This is a genomic window from Paraburkholderia sp. BR10872, from assembly GCF_040965835.1.
Classification (GTDB): domain Bacteria; phylum Pseudomonadota; class Gammaproteobacteria; order Burkholderiales; family Burkholderiaceae; genus Paraburkholderia; species Paraburkholderia nodosa_A.
This window is the reverse complement of record NZ_JBFRCN010000016.1, coordinates 110,886-131,828: the sequence shown is the minus strand read 5'-3', so window position 1 is coordinate 131,828 and position 20,943 is coordinate 110,886. Positions and strand designations below refer to the sequence as shown.

14 protein-coding genes are annotated in these 20,943 nt (G+C 66.2%); 9 read left to right on the top strand and 5 right to left on the bottom strand.

The features are described 5' to 3' along the window. Nucleotides 1-166 precede the first annotated feature (166 nt). On the top strand, nucleotides 167-718 hold the full coding sequence (locus AB4Y43_RS15330) for a TetR/AcrR family transcriptional regulator (protein ID WP_069261353.1): 552 nt from the start codon (nucleotides 167-169) through the stop codon (nucleotides 716-718). A gap of 66 nt (nucleotides 719-784) precedes the next feature. Here the strand turns inward: AB4Y43_RS15330 and AB4Y43_RS15325 are convergent, their stop codons facing one another. Continuing rightward, nucleotides 785-1,168, bottom strand: coding sequence for a tautomerase family protein (locus tag AB4Y43_RS15325; protein ID WP_368728131.1), 384 nt, complete (start codon nucleotides 1,166-1,168; stop codon nucleotides 785-787). Nucleotides 1,169-1,268: 100 nt separating this feature from the next. Here AB4Y43_RS15325 and AB4Y43_RS15320 point away from each other — a divergent pair, with 100 nt between their 5' ends. From AB4Y43_RS15320 to AB4Y43_RS15310, 3 genes are all read left to right on the top strand, one after another. Then, the gene (locus AB4Y43_RS15320) at nucleotides 1,269-2,120 is read left to right on the top strand and encodes a LysR family transcriptional regulator (RefSeq protein WP_368728130.1); all 852 of its coding nucleotides are present in this window, start codon (nucleotides 1,269-1,271) and stop codon (nucleotides 2,118-2,120) included. 262 nt (nucleotides 2,121-2,382) lie between these two features. Then, nucleotides 2,383-2,811, top strand: a complete 429-nt coding sequence (locus tag AB4Y43_RS15315) for an MbcA/ParS/Xre antitoxin family protein (protein ID WP_069261356.1) — start codon at nucleotides 2,383-2,385, stop codon at nucleotides 2,809-2,811. Next, complete coding sequence (locus AB4Y43_RS15310; RefSeq protein WP_069261357.1) at nucleotides 2,808-3,509, top strand: RES family NAD+ phosphorylase; 702 nt, start codon at nucleotides 2,808-2,810, stop codon at nucleotides 3,507-3,509. Before AB4Y43_RS15315 ends, AB4Y43_RS15310 begins: the two co-directional genes overlap by 4 nt. A gap of 37 nt (nucleotides 3,510-3,546) precedes the next feature. Here the strand turns inward: AB4Y43_RS15310 and AB4Y43_RS15305 are convergent, their stop codons facing one another. The 4 genes from AB4Y43_RS15305 to AB4Y43_RS15290 form a co-directional block, all read right to left on the bottom strand. Next, a complete protein-coding gene (locus AB4Y43_RS15305; protein ID WP_069261358.1) occupies nucleotides 3,547-4,287 on the bottom strand; it encodes a metallophosphoesterase in 741 nt (246 codons plus the stop codon). A 182-nt stretch (nucleotides 4,288-4,469) separates the two neighbouring features. Further along, a complete protein-coding gene (locus AB4Y43_RS15300) occupies nucleotides 4,470-5,873 on the bottom strand; it encodes a c-type cytochrome (RefSeq protein WP_368728129.1) in 1,404 nt (467 codons plus the stop codon). 13 nt (nucleotides 5,874-5,886) lie between these two features. After that, nucleotides 5,887-7,488 carry a GMC family oxidoreductase gene (locus tag AB4Y43_RS15295; RefSeq protein WP_368728128.1) on the bottom strand — a complete coding sequence of 534 codons (1,602 nt, stop codon included), beginning with the start codon at nucleotides 7,486-7,488 and terminating at the stop codon, nucleotides 5,887-5,889. A 70-nt stretch (nucleotides 7,489-7,558) separates the two neighbouring features. Next, a complete protein-coding gene (locus tag AB4Y43_RS15290; RefSeq protein WP_368728138.1) occupies nucleotides 7,559-8,134 on the bottom strand; it encodes a sugar dehydrogenase complex small subunit in 576 nt (191 codons plus the stop codon). Nucleotides 8,135-8,488: 354 nt separating this feature from the next. On the opposite strand from AB4Y43_RS15290, the gene AB4Y43_RS15285 reads away from it, so the two are divergent. The 5 genes from AB4Y43_RS15285 to glgX all read left to right on the top strand — a co-directional run bounded on the left by AB4Y43_RS15285 (nucleotide 8,489) and on the right by glgX (nucleotide 20,918). Then, a complete protein-coding gene (locus tag AB4Y43_RS15285) occupies nucleotides 8,489-9,145 on the top strand; it encodes a DUF1345 domain-containing protein (RefSeq protein WP_069261362.1) in 657 nt (218 codons plus the stop codon). 329 nt (nucleotides 9,146-9,474) lie between these two features. After that, a complete protein-coding gene (locus tag AB4Y43_RS15280) occupies nucleotides 9,475-12,969 on the top strand; it encodes a maltotransferase domain-containing protein (protein ID WP_368728127.1) in 3,495 nt (1,164 codons plus the stop codon). Between the two features lie 119 nt (nucleotides 12,970-13,088). Then, nucleotides 13,089-16,421 (top strand): maltose alpha-D-glucosyltransferase, encoded by a 3,333-nt coding sequence (gene treS / locus AB4Y43_RS15275; protein ID WP_342947174.1) that lies wholly within the window; start codon nucleotides 13,089-13,091, stop codon nucleotides 16,419-16,421. Next, the gene (gene glgB / locus AB4Y43_RS15270; RefSeq protein WP_368728126.1) at nucleotides 16,414-18,630 is read left to right on the top strand and encodes a 1,4-alpha-glucan branching protein GlgB; all 2,217 of its coding nucleotides are present in this window, start codon (nucleotides 16,414-16,416) and stop codon (nucleotides 18,628-18,630) included. Before treS ends, glgB begins: the two co-directional genes overlap by 8 nt. A gap of 68 nt (nucleotides 18,631-18,698) precedes the next feature. Then, on the top strand, nucleotides 18,699-20,918 hold the full coding sequence (glgX, locus tag AB4Y43_RS15265) for a glycogen debranching protein GlgX (RefSeq protein ID WP_368728125.1): 2,220 nt from the start codon (nucleotides 18,699-18,701) through the stop codon (nucleotides 20,916-20,918). Nucleotides 20,919-20,943: the final 25 nt, after the last annotated feature.

The following is a 20,943-nucleotide window of genomic DNA, read 5'->3' as shown; positions in this document are numbered from 1 at the left end:
GTGAAGAAAACGGTTGTTGAGCACGAAGGCATCCTTTTAAAAGTTGCCGGATACCGCCTGGCATCCGGCCGAGTCCACGACGAGACGAAGCGTAGCATCGGTCTCGGAGAATGTAAACCGTCTATCCGGTTTGTTTGTGGAACGATGCAGGGGTACAATCGCGCCCATGGATAACCAGACACGTTCCGAGATTTCCCGCAGAAAGGCGATTGACGCGGCGCTTGCGATCCTGACCCGCGACGGGGTCGGCGGACTGACATTCGATGCGCTCGCACGCGAAAGCGGCATCAGCAAAGGCGGATTGCTACACCAGTTCCGTAACAAACTGGGCGTGCTGCGCGCGCTGCTGGATCGTCAGCGGGAACAATTCGAGCAGATCGCGCAAGATCACCTGGCGGCGGGCGGCCAGGCCCGGGCAGAACCGGTCCTTTCGGCGCAGATCGCGATTTTCAGGGAGTCGATCAACCAGCCGGACTCCGTCGCGCGCGCCGTGCTCGCGGCCCTGGTCGAAAGCCCAGCGCTGCTCGAAGACCTGAAGGCCCAGGACGCGGCCAAGATGGAACAGCTGCAGGTCGAGGCCCGCGACCTCGAACTCTCGTTGCTACGCTACTTCGCCGCGAGCGGCATCGCGTTCAGCACGCTGCTCGGGCTGTCGGCCGTGCCCGACGCGCTGCGGGAACGGCTGTTCGACCGCCTGCTCGACGAGAAGAAGTGGTGACGTGGCTGCCGCGCGGGAGCAATCGCGCGGCCGGCTGACGGCCGCGTCAGGCGGCACGCTCCGCGCTCAGGTCGCGTACTGCGCCACCCCGTTCCCGAACGACCAGTTCTCCCGCGCGACATCCACGAGATTCACGAACACGTCCTCGCGCCTCACCCCCGGATCGCGCGCGAGGTTTTCGGCAATCTGCGCGAACAGCGCCTTCTTCTGCTCCTGCCCGCGCGTGTTGTTCACGGCGATCTGAATCATGACCAGATCGTCGCTGCGCTCGATCCCGAGGTAATGCCGGCCGAACACGAAGTTATCGGCATCGTGCTCGGTGAGGATCATGAAGATGTCGTCTTCGGGCGCCTTGAACACCTCCATCAGCGCTTGATGAATGCCCTGCGTGAGCGCCTTGCGATACGTGGCGGGCTTGCCTGCGCGAACCGCGATACGAGTGAACGGCATGTCGATCTCCTGCTTCGGTGGGTTTGACATGACATCAGCTTAGGTGCGACCTATCATAATAAACAGGCATAGATAGATATTTCATCCATTTTCATCTGAAATGAAACCACTGGATCTCGACGCCGTGCGCGCCTTCGTGCTCGTCGCCGAGCTGCGCAGCTTCACGCGCGCCGCCGACGCCCTCGACACCACGCAATCGGCCGTGAGCCTGAAGCTCAAGCGCCTCGAGGCGCATCTGGGCAAGCAATTGCTCGAACGCACGCCGCGCGTCGTGCGGCTTTCGGCGGATGGCCTCACGTTCCTCGCCGCCGCGCGCGACCTGCTGGGCGCGCATGAGCGCGCGCTCGGGGCGCTTGCGGGCGACGAGCGGCGGCTCGCGCTCGGCCTGAGCGAGCATGTTGCGGACGCCAACCTCGCCCGCCAGCTCGCCCAGCTTCGCGTCCATGATCCGGGACTCCTGATCGAGCTGCATCTGGGGCTCTCGGCGCATCTGCTCGCGCAGTTCGACGAGCGGCGGCTCGATGCCGTCATCGTCCGTCAGGAGGAAGAGGAGGCGCCGCGCGGCGATGCCCGCCGGCTCTTCGCGGAGCCGCTCGTCTGGCTCGCCGCGCCGCAATGGCAGTGGCAGCCCGGCACGGCGCTGCCGCTCGCACTGCTCGCCGCGCCATGCGCGGTGCGGGCCGCAGCGACTCGCGCGCTCGACGCCGCGGGCGTGGCGTGGACCGAAGTGTTCGTGGGCGGCGGTGTCGCCGCGGTGGGCGCGGCGCTGGCCGCTGGTCTCGCGGTTTCGCCGCTGGCGCGCCGGGTCGCGCCGCGCGAACTGATCGACGTCGGCGCTCGGCTCGGTTTGCCCGCGCTGCCGGTTTCGCAGGTCCTGCTTCACTCGCGGGTGCGCGAGCCGCGAACCGCGGGGACGCTGCAATTGTTCGCGTCGGGGCTCGGCACAGGCTAGATAGCGTTCAGCTCAGGATGGGCGGCAGCGCGTGCGGCATGGGAATCGCACTTTTGGACGCGGGCGCCGCGCCGGAAGCGGGATGATGCACACGGGCTGCCGCGTGGGCCTCGCCGGGCGTGAGCCATCAATACACCTGCCCGCACCTCGTCTCTCCCCAAAGCCGTCCCAATGTCCGGCGAGGATTATACCGAGTCAAAACTTGCAATAATCCATATATGGACTAATATCTACTAAAAGTTCAATTCAGGACTCGACCACCATGTCACCCGCCACTGCTTCCGTCACACCGTCGCGACGCCCCCGCGCCGAACCTTCGCTCACCGAAATGTCGGCGGCGGGGCTCAGGGCGTTCTTCAACATTGCGCGCGACTGGGACCTGAGCGCCGAAGAGCAGATTATTCTGCTCGGCTCGCCGGGCCGATCCACGTTCTTCAAGTGGAAGCAGTCCCCGCACACCGCCCGGCTGGGCCGCGACACACTCGAACGCCTTTCGCTGCTGCTCGGCATCTACAAGGCGTTGCAGATTCTCCTGCCCCAACCCACCTCCGCCGACACCTGGATCAAGCGTCCCAACAGCGCGCCGCCCTTTGGCGGACGGCGCGCGCTCGACCGCATGCTGGCCGGCAACGTCAGCGACCTCGTGGCGGTGCGCCAGTATCTCGACGCAATGCGAGGCGGCTGGGCGTGACGCAAACGAACTGGCAAGACCGCTGGCGCAGCGCGCATCTCACCTGGTCACCCGCGTTCAGGGTGATCCCCACCCGGTTTCCAGCCGTGAACCTGTTCGACCGCGTGGCTTCCGCGGACGACTTCGAGGCGCTCTACGCGCTCGAAGCGCTCACCAACGACCGGCTGCGCACCGAAACCGGCGACCTCGACCTCGTGCCGCGCGAGGAGCGCCGCTTCGGCCCCGGCTACGGGCCGATCATGGCGGCTTTCACGCATCTGAATCCGCAGGGCAGCCGTTTTTCCGACGGCACCTACGGCGTGTTCTACTGCGCGCGCTCGCGCGCCACCGCCGTGGCGGAAACGCGCTATCACTCGGGGCTTTTTCTCGCGGCCACGAACGAGCCGCCCATCCGCCAGCAAATGCGGCTCTATACGGTGATCGCACACGGCGAGGTAATCGATCTGCGCGATGACCCCGCGCTCGACCCGGGCGTGCTCTCGCCCGACGACTACACGGCCGGCCAGGCGCTAGGCCGCGCCGCCCGCGAGGCGCGTGCGCCGGGCATTGCGTATCCCTCGGTTCGCGACGAGGACGGCCAATGTCTCGCCGCCTTCAGCACGACGCTGCTGCGCGCGTGCCATCACGCGGCGTATCTGGAATACAACTGGAATGGGCACACCATCGACATGGTGTTCGAGTTGAACCGCATCGTATGAGCCGAGCGGCCAACGGGAGACCGGCAGGCGCGAGGCCTCAGGGAAGCACGATCGCGGCCGCGCCGTGCGCGAGCGCCTCGACCTGCGAGACCGACAAGATGCGCGATGTGAGCGCCTCGACCATGGTGAGGCGTCCTTCGGTGATGAACGCTCCGGTGTCGATGAACACCTGCGAGCCGATCTGCCGCACTTCACGCACCGGCGTATGCCCGCAGAACGTGAGCGAGAGCGCATGGCGCGCCGGATCGCCCGTGCCGAGCACGAGATCGCGGCCCCAAAGCATGCGTTCGCGCACGTCGGAATCGAACTGGCCGCTGTCGAGCGCGGCGTCGTCGCCGAAAAATTCAGCGTGAATGATATTGAATCGCTTTTCGCCCTCACCCACCACGCGCGCGAGCGGCAATTGGCGCAGCCGTTGCGCGTAGTGCACGAGTTCGGCGTCGGGCACGCTCTGCGCCCAGCCGCCGCCGATGCCATACCAGCGGTTGCGCGGCATCTTCCCTTCGGCTACGGCGCACAGTGCGTCTTCGTGATTGCCGAGCACGGCGTAGAACCACGGTTTGTCGAGCAGCGCGAGCGCCTGTTCGCACTGCTCGCGCTCGCCGCGGTCAACGAGATCGCCCACAGAAAACAGCCGGTCACGCGCGGTGTCGAACTCGACTTCGCGCAAAAGATAGCGCAACGCCTCCACGCAACCATGCAAATCGCCTACTACGAAGTCGCGACCTGCAAGATTGGCGGCATGGTGCTGCACGAGAGCGTCGGGTGTATGCGTCATCACTTCATCATAGCGCTGTGTGAGTGGGCCATATGAGCGCCAAATATCGTATCGGTTGCGATTGCGACAGGCGCGTCACAAAGCAGACAACACGCAAGCGGCGTGCCTGCGTTCACAGCATACGCGTTTGCGGTTATGAGTGCCGCCGCGAGCGCGGCGCAAAGCCCCGGCGTTACGGTGAGTTACTGGGGCTGGGCACGCAGCGCCGCGACCTCGCCCGCCGTGAGCGTGGCCTGCAGATCGCCGAACTGCGTCGTCACGTAGTTGGAAATGGCTGCCACCTGTTCGTTGCTCAATGCATCGCCGAATGCCGGCATCAGCACGTCGCTGTCCTTCGTCTGGCGCCGCACACCGTGCAGGATCACCATCGCGAGGTTGTCCGGTCTCGGCGCGCCCGCGACGCTGTTATGAATGAGCGATGGATACGCGCCCGGCGCGCTTCCCCCCACGCCCTCGCCGGTCCAGTGGTGGCAGCTGGCGCAGTTCGCCACGAAAAGCTGCAAGCCGCTCACGGTCGTGATCGTCGTGCCGCGCAGCGCGGTGATGTCGTTCACAGCGGGCTTGCCCCAGGCATCGCGCGGCCGCGTCACGCCGCCCGAAACCGGCGGCAGCGCGCGCAGATACGCCACGATCGAGCGCAGGTCCTCATGCGTCAGATATTGCGTCGAGTGCTGGACCACGTCGGCCATCGGACCGGCTGCGCTCGCATGCCCCGCGGCAATGCCCGTGGAGAGATAGGCGATCAGCGCGTCGTCGCTCCAGTTGCCAATGCCGCTCGTGCGGTCGGGCGTGATGTTGTAGGCCTGCCAGCCTGCTTGCGTCGCGCCCGAGAAACGCTCCGTCGTCTTGAGACCCTGCATGAAGTTGCGCGGCGTGTGGCATTCCTCGCAATGCGCGAGGCCTTCGACGAGATAGGCGCCGCGGTTGAATTCGGCGCTTTGCTTCGGGTCCGGCACGAAGCGGCCTTCGTTGAAGTTGAAGAGATTCCACAAGATCATCAGCCAGCGCTGGTTGAATGGAAAGCGCAGCTCGTTCGCGGGCGGTGTGTAATGCACCGGCGCGATCGTATTCAGATAGGCGCGGATCGCAAGCATGTCCTGCTCAGTCATCCGCGTGAATTCGACGTAGGGAAACGCGGGGTACAGCCGTTCGCCGCCCTTGCCAATGCCTTCATGCAACGCGCGTATGAAGTCGGTATCGCTCCACTGGCCGATGCCGGTATCGGGGTCCGGCGTGATGTTCGGCGTGTAGATTTTTCCAAGCGGCGTGCTGATGGGCAGGCCGCCCGCAAACGGCCGGCCTGGATCGGCGGTATGGCACGCAACGCAGTCGCCAATGCGCGCTAGATAGGCGCCGCGCTTGATGAGCTCGGGCTTGTCGGCGTCCGCAATGGGCGTCGACGTGTCGTCGCCGCGCGCCGTGGACATCGGCAGTTCGTCGACGGGACGCGAGTTCGACTCGTGCGAGGCGTGCCACGCGATATAGAGCGCGAAGGCACAGAAAAGCGCGGCCGCGAGAGCGGCACGCGCGCGTCGCTCTCGCTCGTGATTCGTGGTGGCCGCTGTGGAGGACTTCGCTGTTTTCATCGTCTGGCTCGTATCAAAGCTCGTGGCGCAGCTTGTCGGCCAGCTTCAGCGACAGCGCGGCAATCGTCAGCGTGCAGTTCACCGAGGCGGCCGAGGGCATCACCGCGCTGCTGGCGACGAACAGATTCGCATGATCGTGCGTGCGGCAATCGGCATCGACGACCGAATCGGCGGCGTTCGCGCCCATGATCGTCGTGCCCATGATGTGATTGTTGGGCGCGAAGGTATCGTCGAATGCGATGTCCGTGCCGCCGAAAAGCTGCGCGATCTGCGCATAGAGTTCATGCGTGTTCGCCGCGCTCTTCTTGACGTAATCGTTGATCGAGTAATAGATCTCGGGCTGTGGAATGCCGAGTCCGTCCTTGTGTTCGCTCGAGGGCAGCACGCGGTTCTGCGGCTCGGGCAAATGCTCGTGGAAACTGTTGATGGTGAGCGTGCGCGACGTGCGCTCGCGTATCTCCCGGTCCAGTTCCGCGCCGGTCAAGCCGTTCGCGATGAGCGCGGCCGTCACGGCCATGGTGGGCACCCCGTTCGACAGATGCAGTTTCTTCGCGGCATACGCGGAGCGGAACGCACCGTCGCGGAAGTTCACGACCGAGGTCATTTCCATGGGCCCGCGCCCCGGCCACAGCGGTTCGTTGGCCATGAACGTGATGCCCGTGCCCGGATGATCCATGAGATTGCGGCCCACCTGCCCGGAGCTATTGCCAATGCCGTGCGCAAACGCGTCGCTCTTCGACATCAGCATGAGCTTGGGCGTCTCGATGCCGTTCGCGGCGAGCACGAAGAGCTTGCCGGTCACACGCGTGCTTCTGCCGCCTGGATCCTTGTAGTGAACGGCGGTAACGAGCCCTTTGTTGTCGGCCTCGATGCGATAGACCACGGCCTGCGGCACGAGCTTCGCGCCCGCGCGCTCGGCCTTGTCCGCGTGAACCACGCCGTTGTACATCGCACCGATCGGGCAAATCGGCATGCAGTTGTTGTTGCCGCAGCAGGTGGGACGCGCATCGAACGGGCGGCTATTGCGCGCGACCGGCTCGGGCACCACGTGAAAGCCATTCGCATTCAGTACTTGCGAGAAGCGCTGATCCATCCAGGAAAGCGGCAGCATGCTCATTGGATACGGCTTTGCCCGCGGCGAGCCGAGATCGTACGTCGCGTCCGGACCGGACACGCCCAGCTCCTCTTCCGCGAGCTGATACCACGGCTCCAGCGTCTCGTAGGGATAGGGCCAGTCGCGACCCACGCCGTACTGCGTTTTCAAACGAAAGTCCGCCGGCAGCAAGCGCCACGCGGCGGCGGCCCAGTGCCACGTGGTTCCGCCCACGAGACGCAAATATTGTGAGTTGTACGGATAATCGCCCTTCTGCACGAGATACTCGTTGGGCGGCGCGTATTCGGGATGCGGCGCGTAGCTCACAGACGGATACGGCGTGGCGAAATCGGCCTTGGCGGGCGAATTGCGGAAGTTCTCCACGATCTGCCAGCGCGCAACGCGCGGCCCCGCTTCGAGCAGCACCACGCAAGCGCCGGCCCGGGCGAGCTGGTGCGCCACCAGACTGCCCGCCACGCCGGAACCGACGACGACCACGTCGGCGCAACGTCCTGTCGCCATTGTCGACCTCATCCTTTGGCTTTCGTTGTGGTGGCCTGGCGCGGCCGTGATGTATGTGCCGGTTGCTCCGCTATTCGCCTGCGGGTTTGTGCTTCCAGTGGAACGGCACGTCGCGGCAATACGAGGGAATCGTGAGCACGTCGTTGACGGGGTCGAACATCAACGCCTTTTCGAAGGCCACCACCTGCACCTTCGGCATCTCGCCCACGAGACCGAGATACCACGCGCGCATGATGTCGCCCACCATCGATGCGAGCTCCGGCTGATCGGGCTTGAGCGCGGCGGTCACGGTATCGGAGGGCACGCCGCCATGACCTTGAATCCAGGTGTTGAGCGTCGCGACATTCGCGTCGAACTGACTGCTCGCGTGGCCGAGCGCGGCATAGACGCGCTTGCCGAGCACGGCGTCGAAGCTCGTGCGGCCAGTGAGGCGCTGCGATAGCTCGATGAAGGCGTCATAGCCGGTACCGGATGCGCTCGCCGAGGTGGCCGCGAAAGCGCGGCCCACGCCGAAAGGCGCGCGCGAGCGCCCGGCAGCCGCGAAGGCGAGCAGCGCCGCTGCGCACGTTCCCGAGACGAAACGCCTGCGGCCAGGACGGCCGAGGCCCTCAAATACAGCAGGAAGATCGTGCGGCGCCTGAGACATCCCGTGTTGTGTCACCTCTGTCATGGGCACTCCAGATGACGTCGATCCCGCCAGGCTCCCCTTGGCTGGGGGCGAAACACGCTTGCCGCCGGCGCGGGCGGCGCCTGAAAACAGGCCATACGAAAAACGTTTGCTATCGTCGTTCAACGCGGATAAATGCATATGCACCGTCGTTGCGCTGACTGCGAGAGCGCGCTTGCGCGTTGCGCAAGCAATATAGCCCCTTATGGCCCGATAAGACAAACCGAAAGCTTGCATGCCCGGCATAACAGTGAACAGCGCGTCACTCCGGCGGACCGCGCACGGTAGAATCGCCGCAATTGATTGCTAACCCGCGCGACCCCGGGCCACGCCATGAACTTCATACCGCTGGTACTGCGCAACCGGCCGCACTTGATGATCGCCATCGCCGTGGGCGTCGTGCTCGGCTTGCTCTCGCCCGCCTCGATCCATACTTCCGCGCGCGTCCTGCTCGGCTGGGACGCCACGGTATGGACCTACCTCGTGCTGATCTGGCTACACATGGTGTTAGCAAACGAAGAGAGCGTGCGCGCGAACGCCCGCCGCGAAGACGAAAACGCGGGGACTGTGCTGTTTCTCATCTGCATCGCAACGGTGGCGAGCATCGTCGCCATCGTCATCGAGCTGGGTACGACGAAGGATCTCGGCACGGCCTCGAAAGTGCTGCATTCGCTGCTCACGGGGCTCACGCTCATCGGGGCGTGGTTCCTCATTCCCACCATCTTCACGCTGCACTACGCACGCCTCTACTACGGCTCCGATCCCAACGAGCCCGCCCTCGCGTTTCCCGACAAAAAGCTCACGCCGAATTACTGGGACTTTCTGTACTTCTCGTTCACCATCGCCTGCGCGTCGCAAACCGCCGATATCGGCCTGCGCGGGCGCAGCGCGCGGCGCGGCGTGCTCGCGCAATCGATTTTGTCGTTCTATTTCAACGTTTCTGTGCTAGGCCTGTGCGTGAACATTGCCGCGAGCATGGTCGGTAGCTGATCCGTTTTTCTCCGCTGCAACCGATACCGGCAATCGCCGCCGGGTTCTCCGCTGGATTCGCCCGCCTTTGCGCCCAGGCTTTGCGAACATGCGCCTGCAGGCGGCGGCGCGCGCCTGGCTCGCTCATGGGCATGTGCCTTGCTCGATTCCCCCGCAAGTCGCCACGCGGCGCAAGCGGTTTGGTTCCGGCCTGCTCTTGCACTACTCTGAACAGGTGCCTGTCCACCACGCGCAGCGCGGCACGCTCCGGCAGCCCCCGGGCGGCGCGATCGCATTTCGGCTAACCCCGACTTGCATCCCCTTCGCCTGACGTACCTGGAATACGACCGATGGAACCCCCCCACGCCTATGCGCCGCGGATCTACTTCGTCCATTCCGTCCTGGCAGGACCACTCGACGCGTGGCCGGCGCACATCGCCCGCGCGGCGTCGCTTGGCTTCGATCACGTCCTGATCGGCGCGCTGTTCGCCTCGGGCGCGTCGGGCGACGACCGCATTGTCGCCGACCACGCGCGCCTGAACGCAGCCTTCGGCAGCCAGCTCTCCGCCGACGACGCCGTGCGCGAACTCGCGCTCGCGGCGCAATCGCGCGGCGTCACGCTGCTCGCCGATCTCGTGCTCGACCGCAGCGCCGCTGACGGCGTGCTCTACGCTGCGCATCCCGAATGGTTCCATCCCTTCGAGCCCGAAGACGCGCGCCTCGACCCACGCCACGGCCACAGCGAAGCCAACGTGGCCTATGCCGATTTCGAGCGCGCGAGCGCGCCGCTCATCGCATGGTGGACGGCGCGCGCCATCGCGCTGGTCGAAGCGGGCATCGGCGGCTTTCGCGTGGACTCGCCGCACCGCACGCCGCCCCACGTGCTACGCGCGATCTTCGATGCCGTACGCGCACGCTTTCCGCAAGCGCGCTGGCTCGCCGCGACACCAGGCCTGCCGCGCGAAGCGATCACGCACCTCGAAGGTGCGGGCTTCGACGCCGCCTTCTCCTCGCTGCGCTGGTGGGACTTCTCGTCGAGCTGGATGGTCGAGGAGCACGCCGCATTGCGCCGCGTGGGCTCACCGATAACGTTTCCAGAAGCGCCCTATGGTGCGCGCTACGCGCACGATCAGGAAGGCGCCGCCGATGCGCGCGCGGTCGAGCGCGCCTATCGCCGCATGCTGCGCGCGGCAGCGGCACTCGGCACCGGCTGGCTCATGCCGATGGGTTTCGAATATGGCGTGGACGAAGCGACCTCGCACAGCGGCAACAGCACGCAGACGTGGGAAGCAGCGAAAGCCCGCGCGCCCTTCGATCTGAGCGCCGATGTCGCGCACGCCAACGCGCTGCAACGCGAAACGTGGGCGCTGCAGACCAACGGTGAACTGCGCGCACTCAGTGGCCCTGGCGCCAGCGTCGCGGCGCTCTTGCGCGGCGACCGCGCGGACCTGCGCGACGCGCAAGACGCCATCCTCACGCTCATCAATCCCGCGCTCGCCGCGCCTGTGCGCGTGGATCTCGCGCGCCTGCTCGACGGTGTGCCCGGCGGCTTCACGCGCTTCGCGCCGCTCGACGCCGAAACGCTGCGCGGCGCGCGCCTGCCCGCGCCGCGCGACGCGAGCGCTATTCCCGATGCGTTCGCGCTGCCCGCGGGTGCATGCTGGATGTTCCGCGCGCTCGCGAGTCCGCTCGTAGTGCTCGCGCCGCCCGAAGATCGCGGCAAGACCGACACGAGTGGACACAAGAGCGTGCTGGAAGCGATCGCCGCGCCGCGTATTGCCATCGAGAGCGCGCAGCCCTCGGTCGATCACGGCCGCTTCGCCGCGAAGCGCACCGTCGGCGAGCGCTGCGAAGTGCGCGCGGCCATCTTCGCCGAGGGCCACGACCGCATCGACGCCGCGGTGCTCTGGCGCGCCGCCGACGAAACCGCCTGGCACGAGTCGCCGATGACGCCCGTGCCGCCCGCGGGCACCGACCTGTGGGCGGGCCACATTCCGCTCGATCGCATCGGACGCTACGAATACGTCGTGATTGCCTGGCGCGACGACTTCGCCTCGCTTGCGGAACATCTGCACAAGAAGCGCGCGGCGAACCAGCCTGTCGATCTCGAACTGGAAGAAGCGAGCCGCCTGTTCGCGCTCGTGCTCGCCACTGCGGAAACGTCGGGCTCGGGCGACGACGACCAGAAGCGCAACAACGAAACGCTCGACGCCATCGTCAAGCGCTTCATTGCTGCGGACACCGAAACACGCTGCGCGATCATCGCCGCGCCTGCGACCGCAGCGGCCGTGCGCGCCGCGCGCCACCGCCCGTTTCTCTCGCGCGACACAATCGTCAATCGCGTGGATGCGGAGCGCGGCGCCGCACGCTTCGCGAGCTGGTACGAGATCTTCCCGCGCTCGATGAGCGACGACGAATCGCGCCACGGCACCTTCGACGACGTGATCGCGAAGATGCCGCGCATCCGCGAAATGGGCTTCGACGTGCTGTACTTCCCGCCGATCCACCCCATCGGCCTCGCCAACCGCAAGGGGCGCAACAACACGCTCAATGCGCAGCCCGGCGACGTGGGCAGCCCCTACGCGATCGGCGCGGCCGAAGGCGGCCATACCGCGGTGCATCCGCAACTGGGCACGCTCGAGGACTTCTGCCGCATGCTCGCCGCGGCGCGCGAACAAGGCCTCGAAATCGCGCTCGACTTCGCGATTCAATGCTCGCCCGACCACCCGTGGCTGAAGGCGCATCCCACCTGGTTCGCATGGCGGCCCGACGGCACGCTGCGCTACGCCGAAAATCCGCCGAAGAAGTACCAGGACATCGTGAACCCCGAGTTCTACGCGCACGACGCGAAGCCTGATTTGTGGCTCGCGCTGCGCGACGCGATCCTGTTCTGGGTGGACACGGGCGTGCGCATTTTCCGCGTGGACAATCCGCACACGAAGCCGTTGCCGTTCTGGGAATGGATGATCGCCGACGTGCGCGCACGTCACCCCGACGTGATCTTCCTCTCCGAAGCCTTCACGCGGCCGCGCCTCATGTACCGGCTCGCCAAGCTCGGCTTCTCGCAGTCATACACCTACTTCACGTGGCGCGAATCGAAACGCGATTTCACCGAGTACCTCACGGAACTCACACAAACCGAGGTGCGCGACTTCTATCGGCCTAACTTCTTCGTCAACACGCCCGACATCAATCCGCGCCATCTGCAGACTGGCGCGCGTTCGAGCTTCCTGATCCGCGCCGCGCTGGCTGCGACGCTTTCCGGGCTGTGGGGCGTTTACTGCGGCTTCGAGCTGTGCGAAGGGCGCGCCATGCCCAATTCGGAGGAATATCTGGACTCCGAAAAATATCAGCTGCGCGCATGGGACTGGCATCGCCCCGGCAACATCGTCGCGGAGATCGCCACGCTCAACCGCATCCGGCGCGCCAACCCGGCGCTGCACACGCATCTCGGCATCACGTTCCTCGACGCGCGCAACGACTCGCTGCTCTGCTTCGAGAAGGCCACGCCCGCGCGCGACAACGTGCTCGTCGTGGCCATCAACCTCGATGCCTTCAACGAGCAGGGCGCCGACTTCGAACTTTCGTGGGCGACGTTCCAGCGCTGGCACCTCGACGACCACGCCCCCCTCAATGTGATCGACGAAATGACGGGCGAGCGCTTCGAGTGGCGTGGGCGCTGGCAGCACGTGCGGCTCGACCCGCATGCGCGCCCGTTCGCGATCTGGCGCATCGAGCCCGCGACGGGCCTGCCGCGCGAAGAGCCGCTGCCTGAACACGCCGATGAGCACATCGAGGGCCATCCCGAACTGGACGCGGACTTCCCGCCCGGAGGAGCGACATGAAACGCGACCCCGCTACCCACGAGCCTGTCGCAACGAACGTGCAGACCGTCACGCGAGACTCTACCGCACACGATCCACACCATGAGGAACGCGGCACGCAACGGCGCGGCAAGGCGTCGATGCTGTCCGACGATCCGCTCTGGTACAAGGACGCGATCATCTATCAGGTGCACGTGAAATCGTTCTTCGATGCGAACAATGACGGCGTGGGCGACTTCCCTGGCCTGCTCGCGAAACTCGACTACATTGCCAGCCTCGGCGTCACGGCGATCTGGCTGCTGCCGTTCTACCCCTCGCCGCGCCGCGACGACGGCTACGACATCGCCGACTATCGCAACGTGCACCCCGACTACGGCCAGCTCGCCGACGTGCGCCGCTTCATTCAGGAAGCGCATGCGCGCGGCATGCGCGTGATCACCGAACTGGTCATCAACCATACCTCGGACCAGCACCCGTGGTTCCAGCGCGCGCGGCGCGCCAAGCCCGGCTCGAATCATCGCAACTACTACGTGTGGTCCGACACCGACCAGAAGTACCTGGGCACGCGCATCATCTTCATCGACACGGAGCCGTCCAACTGGACGCACGACCCCGTGGCCGGCGCGTACTACTGGCACCGCTTCTATTCGCACCAGCCCGACCTGAACTTCGACAATCCGGCCGTGCTGCGCGAAGTGCTGCAGGTCATGCGCTTCTGGCTCGACATGGGTATCGACGGGCTGCGTCTGGACGCCGTGCCCTATCTCGTGGAGCGCGAAGGCACGAACAACGAGAACCTGCCCGAAACGCACGGCATTCTCAAACGGATCCGCGCGGCCATCGACGAGCACTACCCGAACCGCATGCTGCTGGCCGAAGCGAACCAGTGGCCGGAAGATGTGCAGGAGTACTTCGGCAACGAAGACGAATGCCACATGGCGTTCCACTTCCCGCTCATGCCGCGCCTCTACATGGCGATTGCGAGCGAGGACCGCTTCCCGATTCTCGACATCATGAAGCAGACGCCGGACTTGCTGCCGAGCTGCCAGTGGGCGATCTTCCTGCGCAATCACGACGAACTCACGCTCGAAATGGTGACGGACTCCGAGCGCGATTACCTCTGGAACACCTACGCGAGCGACCGGCGCGCGCGCCTGAACCTCGGCATTCGCCGGCGTCTCGCGCCGCTCATGGAGCGCGACCGCCGCCGCATCGAACTCATCAACTCGCTGCTGCTCTCCATGCCCGGCACGCCCGTGATCTATTACGGCGACGAACTCGGCATGGGCGACAACATCCACCTGGGCGACCGCGACGGCGTGCGCACGCCGATGCAGTGGTCGTCGGACCGCAATGGCGGCTTCTCGCGCGCCGACCCCGAACAGCTCGTGTTGCCGCCGCTCATGGGCTCGCTCTATGGGTACGACGCCATCAACGTCGAAGCGCAAAGCCGCGATCCGCATTCGCTGCTCAACTGGACGCGTCGCATGCTCGCCACGCGCCGCGCAAAGCAGGCGTTCGGGCGCGGCACGATCCGCTTCCTGCGGCCCGCGAACCGCAAGATTCTCGCGTACCTGCGCGAGATGCCCGGCGAAGCGCCGATCCTCTGTGTGGCGAACCTCTCACGCGCGCCACAGGCGGTGGAACTCGATCTTTCCGAATTCGCGGGCATGTCCCCCGTCGAAATGACGGCCGACTCCGTGTTTCCGGCCATCGGGCAACTGCCTTATCTGCTGACTTTCCCGCCCTACGGCTTCCTGTGGTTCCTCCTGAGCGCCGGCGATCAGCGGCCTTCGTGGAGCCAGCCGACTTCGGAGCAATTGCCCGAGTTCGTGACCGTGGTGATCCGCGAAGGGCAAACCGGTGCGACGCCCGAAAACGTGCGGCTGCTCGAATCGGAAGTGCTGCCTTCGTGGCTCTCGCGTCGCCGCTGGTTCGCCTCCAAGGACAAGCCGCTGCGCTCCGTGCGCCTCGCGGCGCTCACGACGATTTACGGCGCGGGCTTCGCGTTCACAGAAATCGAGGCCGAGCTGTCGGACGGCACGAGCGAGCGCTACGTCCTGCCGATCGCGATTACCTGGGGCACCGAAATCACCACGCCGCTGCATATTCAGCTCGCGCTCTCGCGCGTGCGGCGCGGCCGCACGGTGGGCTATCTCACGGATGCGTTCTCGCTGCCGTGGTTCGCCTATGGCGTGCTGCGCAAGCTGCGCGAGCGCGCCACGGTACCCACCGTGCAGCAGAGCACGATCCGCTTCGAGCCGACCGAGCGACTCGACGAACTCGACCTTGGCGAGACGCCGGAGGTGCGCTGGCTCGCCGCTGAGCAGAGCAACAGTTCGCTCGTGATCGCGGAAACCCTCGTGCTCAAGATCGTGCGCCGGCTGATGGCGGGCGTGCACCCCGAAGCGGAAATGAGCCGCTACCTCACGAAGCTCGGCTACGCGAACACGGCGCCGCTCTATGGCGAAGTGGTGCGTGTCGATCCCGCGGGCGTACCGCATACGCTCATCATCGTGCAGGGTTTCATCGACAATCAGGGCAATGCGTGGGACTGGGCGCTCGACTATCTGCGCCGCACGATCGACGAACTCGCGCTCGCCGTGGACGACGACACGAGCGTCGACCAGGCGCACGAGGAGGAAGCCGTGCACGGCTACTGCGCGGTGATCGGCGCCATCGGCAAGCGCCTGGGCGAGTTGCACGCGATGCTCTCCCAACCCAGCGACGACGAAGCCTTCGCGCCCGTTGCCGCCACCCCCGACGACGTGCGCAACTGGATTGCCGACACCAAGACCATGCTCAACGAAGCACTCGACATCGTCGCGCAGCATACGGGCGAAGACGAGCAAACGCTCGACGAAGACGCGCGCGACCTCGCGCGCAGCCTGATCGATCGCCGCAAGGCGCTCGTCGCGAAGATCGACGAACTCGTGCCCGACGACACCAAGGCCGCGCGCATCCGCATCCACGGCGATTTCCACCTGGGCCAGGTCCTGCTTTCCCAGGGCGACGCGTATTTGATCGACTTCGAAGGCGAGCCCGCGCGAGCGCTCGACTACCGGCGCGCCAAGACCTCGCCGCTGCGCGACGTGGCGGGCCTGTTGCGCTCGCTCTCGTATGCGGGCGCCGCCGCGCAATCGACGCTCGAAAACGCGCCGCAGCAAGTCGTCGATCGCAAGCGCGCCCTGTTCGAGCGCTTCCGCGGCTATGCGGCCGAAGCATTCCTGAGCCAGTACCGCGCGGCCGTGGCAGAAGGACCGCTCACGCTCGTCAGCGCTTCGCACGAGCAGGCGCTGCTCGACCTGTTCCTGATCGAGAAAGCGGCTTACGAGATCCGCTACGAGGCGGCCAACCGTCCCACCTGGCTCGCGCTGCCGGTACGCGGTCTCGCGGCGCTGGCGGCACGCGTGCTCGGACTCACCCCTACGCAGTCCACGCAATCGCATTCCGGCGGAGGTGGCCATGGTTGAGCGCGCGGCCCAAGCCGGGCTGAATCTCCACGACGCCGACGCACTCGCCGGCGCGTACCACTCCGATCCTTTCTCCGTGCTCGGGCTGCACTGGGTGGACGGCGCCCCTTACGTGCGCGCATGGCTGCCGAACGCCTCGGGCGCGAGCGTGGTGGCGCGCGACCGCGCCCACACGCTCGGCGAACTCTCGCTCGTGCATCCGGCAGGCCTCTATGCGGGACCACTCGCGGAAGCGGTGCCCTACCGGCTCGTGGTCGACTGGCATGGCGTGAGCCAGGAAATCGAGGATACCTATTCATTCGGCCCGCAGCTATCGCACGAAGCGCTGGTGCGTCTCGCAGACGGGGACCCCTACGCGGTGCTCGAATGCCTTGGCGCGCGGCCCTTGATCTGCGACGGCATCCCCGGCGTGCGCTTCGCGGTCTGGGCGCCGAATGCGAAGCGCGTCTCAGTGGTGGGCGACTTCAACGCGTGGGACGGGCGGCGTCACCCCATGCGGCTGCGCCACGAAGCCGGCGTATGGGAGCTGTTCATTCCGCGTGTGGCGGCCGGTGCGCGTTACAAGTACGAGATACTCGGCGCGCGCGGCGCGGTCCTGCCGCTCAAGGCCGATCCCTGTGCGCTGCAGACGGAGTGCCCGCCGGGCACGGCTTCGATCGTGGCGCCCGTCGAGGCGATCGACCACTACGCGTGGCGCGATCACGAGTGGCTGCAAACGCGCGCCGAACGGCAGAACGCACGCGCGGCCATGTCGGTCTACGAGGTCCATGCGCCTTCCTGGCTGCCCACGCAAGGCGCCGATGCCCCCGCGCCCGACTGGGGCGCGCTCGCCGAGCGCCTGATCCCCTACGCGCAGGGCATGGGCTTCTCGCACATCGAATTGCTGCCCGTGGCGGAACACCCGTTTGGCGGCTCGTGGGGCTATCAGCCGCTCTCGCAGTTCGCGCCCACCGCGCGCCTTGGCGCGCCGGTGGACTTCGCGGCGTTCGTCGACCGCGCGCACGAAGCGGGGCTGGGCGTGATTCTCGACTGGGTGCCCGCGCATTTCCCGAACGACGCGCACGGTCTAATCGATTTCGACGGCACGGCGCTCTACGAGCATGCCGATCCGCGCGAGGGCTATCACCCCGACTGGAACACGATGATCTACAACCTGGGACGCCGCGAGGTGAGCGCGTTCCTCGTCGCTTCGGGCCTTGCGTGGCTCATGCGCTATCACGTGGATGCGCTGCGCGTGGACGCGGTCGCCTCGATGCTCTACCGCGACTATTCGCGTGCGCAAGGCGAATGGGTACCCAACATCTATGGCGGTCGCGAAAATCTCGAATCGATTGCGTTTCTCAAGCGCCTCAATCACGAAACGCAATATGTTCCGCAACGCCCCGGCGTCATCACCATTGCTGAGGAATCCACAGCATGGCCGGGCGTCACGGCGCGCCCCGAGGATGGCGGCCTCGGCTTCCAGTTCAAGTGGAACATGGGCTGGATGCACGACACGCTGCACTACATGCACGAAGACCCCGTCTATCGCCGCTATCACCATCACCTGATGACGTTCGCGATGGTCTACGCGTGGTCCGAACGCTTCGTGCTGCCGCTGTCGCATGACGAAGTGGTGCACGGCAAGGGGTCGCTGCTCGGCAAGATGCCGGGCGACCGCTGGCAGAAGTTCGCGAACCTGCGCGCGTATTTCGGCTTCATGTGGGCGCACCCCGGCAAGAAGCTGTTGTTCATGGGCGGCGAGTTCGGGCAGATGGCCGAATTCGATCACGACGGCACGCCGCACTGGAACCTGCTCGACGATCCGCTGCACCGCGGCGTGCAAACGCTCGTGCGCGACCTGAACCACCTCTACGCGAGCGAGCCCGCGCTCTACACGCTCGACTCGGAACCCGGCGGCTTCGAATGGCTGGTGTCCGACGACAGCGAAAACAGCGTGCTCGCGTGGCGCCGCGTGGACGGATCGGGCCGCGAGATCGTGGTGATCTGCAACTTCACGCCGGTGCCGCGCCACGGCTACCGCATCGGCATGCCGCAGCCGGGACAGTGGGAAGAGGCGCTCAACACCGACGCCGAAGTGTACGGCGGCTCGAACATGGGCAACGGGGGCCTCGTCAGCACGGAGGGCGTGGTGAGCCATGGCAAGCCGCAGTCGGCCGCACTCGTCCTGCCGCCGCTCGGCACGCTGATCCTGCGCCTGCGCCGCTAAGCCGGCGCAGCGGCGGGATTTGATCAGGAACCCGATGCAAAACGAAGAACAACAGATGGAGCATCGTCATGGCAAACGGTCCGCCTGAGCGCCTGCTGCCCGGCTCCCCCTGGCCGCTCGGGGCGACGTGGGACGGACTCGGCACCAACTTCGCCGTGTTCTCGGCCCACGCGTGGCGCATCGAGCTGTGCCTCTTCGACCCCACCGGCCGCAAGGAGCGCATTCGCTACACCTTGCCCGAATGCACCGATGAGGTGTGGCACGGCTATCTGCCGGGCGCGCATCCCGGCACCGTCTATGGCCTGCGCGCGCATGGCCCCTATCAGCCACATCTGGGGCACCGCTTCAATCCGCACAAGCTGCTGCTGGACCCTTACGCGAAGCAGCTCATCGGGCAGTTCCGCTGGTCGGACACGCTCTATGGCTACCGCGCGCATTCGAACCGCGTGGACCTCTCGATCGACCGGCGCGATTCCGCGCCGGCCATGCCCAAGTGCGTGGTCGTGAACGACAACTTCGACTGGTCGCGCGACCGGCGGCCCAACACACCGTGGGGCGACACCATCATCTACGAGGCGCATCTGCGCGGTCTGTCGATGCAGCGTTACGATTTGCGCACGCACATGCGGGGCACCTTTGCCGGGCTGGCCGCGCCGCGTTTCATCGACCATCTGCACAACCTCGGCGTGACGGCCATCGAGATCCTGCCGGTACACGCGTTTCTCTCCGAGCGCTTTCTGATCGACCGCGGACTGCGCAACTACTGGGGATACAACTCGGCCGCGTTCTTCGCGCCCGAGCCCAGCTACCTCGTGGGCTATGACACCGACGAAATGCGCATTGCCGTGCGCCAGCTTCATGCGGCGGGTATCGAAGTCATTCTCGACGTGGTCTACAACCACACCTGCGAAGGCGGCGAAATGGGCCCCACCGTCTCGTGGCGCGGCCTCGACAACGCCAGCTATTACCGCTGCGTGCCTGGCGACGAGCGCCACTTCATCAACGACACGGGCTGCGGCAACACGCTCGACTTTTCGCATCCGCGCGTGCTGCAGATGGTCGCCGATTCGCTGCGCCACTGGGTCACGTCATATGGCATCGACGGCTTTCGCTTCGACCTGGGCGTCACGCTCGGGCGCGAGCCCGCGGGCTTCGACCCGAACGGCGGCTTCTTCGACGTGCTGCGCCAGGACCCCGTGCTTTCGCAATGCAAGCTGATTTCCGAGCCGTGGGACGTGGGCCCGGGCGGCTATCAGCTTGGCAACCACCCGCCCGGCTTTTCCGAATGGAACGATCGCTTTCGCGACAGCGTGCGGCGCTACTGGCGCGGCGCGCCGGGCCAGCGCGCCGACCTCGCGGCGCGCCTGACCGGCAGCGCGGATCTGTTCGACAAACGCAAGCGCCGGCCCTGGGCGTCGATCAATTTCGTCACCTCGCACGACGGCTTCACGCTCGCCGATCTCGTTTCGTACGAGCGCAAGCACAACGAAGCGAACGGCGAAGAGAACCGCGACGGCCACAATGAAAACTGGAGCGCGAACTGGGGTGTGGAAGGCCCGACCGACGACCCCGCAATCCTCGCCACGCGCGCACGCGTGGGCCGCTCGATGATGGCCACACTCCTCATCGCGCTCGGCACACCCATGCTGCTCGCGGGCGACGAGGCTTGCCGCACCCAACGCGGCAACAACAACGCGTACTGCCAGGACAACGACATTTCGTGGTTCGACTGGGCGCTCGCCGAAACGCCCCAGGGCAAGGCCATGACGCGTTTCGCCGCGCGCGTGATCGCGCTGCGCCGCGAACATCCGCTGCTGCACGAAACGCGCTTTCTGTTCGGCGAGCGCGAGCTGATGCCCGGCGTGCACGACATCGACTGGTTCGACGAACGCGGCGAGCCGCTCTCGCCCGATGCCTGGCACGACCCGGAAGCAAGCGCGTTCACCATGCGACGCGCCGGAGCGGGACTCCACGGCCAAATGGAAGTATTGTTAATGATGCTGAACGCCTCGCAGGGCGCGGTGACGTTCGTCGCGCCCGCGCCGCGCATGGCATGGGAGGTGCTGCTCGATACCGCGCGGCCCGACGCAGTGCCCTACGCGCTGCCCGACACGACGTACGAACTGGCTGCGCGCGCGCTCGCCGTGCTCTGTGCCCGTCCGGCGCGTGCCGACACGCACCGGCCAGCGGGCACGCGCGGCGACGCGGCCACGCCGGACCCGCGCCGCACGCCGGGCGCCTCCGGGTCGGGCGCCCCCGCGGCCCCGGACCAAGCAGCCGCTGGATAGGAACAGGACGCAACCAGGAATCCAC

Coding starts and splice junctions, on each gene's coding strand:
- AB4Y43_RS15330 (WP_069261353.1), top strand. CDS start 167: ATGGATAACCAGACACGTTCCGAGATTTCCCGCAGAAAGGCGATTGAC.
- AB4Y43_RS15325 (WP_368728131.1), bottom strand. CDS start 1,168: ATGCCGTTCACTCGTATCGCGGTTCGCGCAGGCAAGCCCGCCACGTAT.
- AB4Y43_RS15320 (WP_368728130.1), top strand. CDS start 1,269: ATGAAACCACTGGATCTCGACGCCGTGCGCGCCTTCGTGCTCGTCGCC.
- AB4Y43_RS15315 (WP_069261356.1), top strand. CDS start 2,383: ATGTCACCCGCCACTGCTTCCGTCACACCGTCGCGACGCCCCCGCGCC.
- AB4Y43_RS15305 (WP_069261358.1), bottom strand. CDS start 4,287: ATGACGCATACACCCGACGCTCTCGTGCAGCACCATGCCGCCAATCTT.
- AB4Y43_RS15300 (WP_368728129.1), bottom strand. CDS start 5,873: ATGAAAACAGCGAAGTCCTCCACAGCGGCCACCACGAATCACGAGCGA.
- AB4Y43_RS15295 (WP_368728128.1), bottom strand. CDS start 7,488: ATGGCGACAGGACGTTGCGCCGACGTGGTCGTCGTCGGTTCCGGCGTG.
- AB4Y43_RS15290 (WP_368728138.1), bottom strand. CDS start 8,134: ATGTCTCAGGCGCCGCACGATCTTCCTGCTGTATTTGAGGGCCTCGGC.
- AB4Y43_RS15285 (WP_069261362.1), top strand. CDS start 8,489: ATGAACTTCATACCGCTGGTACTGCGCAACCGGCCGCACTTGATGATC.
- AB4Y43_RS15280 (WP_368728127.1), top strand. CDS start 9,475: ATGGAACCCCCCCACGCCTATGCGCCGCGGATCTACTTCGTCCATTCC.
- treS (WP_342947174.1), top strand. CDS start 13,089: ATGCTGTCCGACGATCCGCTCTGGTACAAGGACGCGATCATCTATCAG.
- glgB (WP_368728126.1), top strand. CDS start 16,414: ATGGTTGAGCGCGCGGCCCAAGCCGGGCTGAATCTCCACGACGCCGAC.
- glgX (WP_368728125.1), top strand. CDS start 18,699: ATGGCAAACGGTCCGCCTGAGCGCCTGCTGCCCGGCTCCCCCTGGCCG.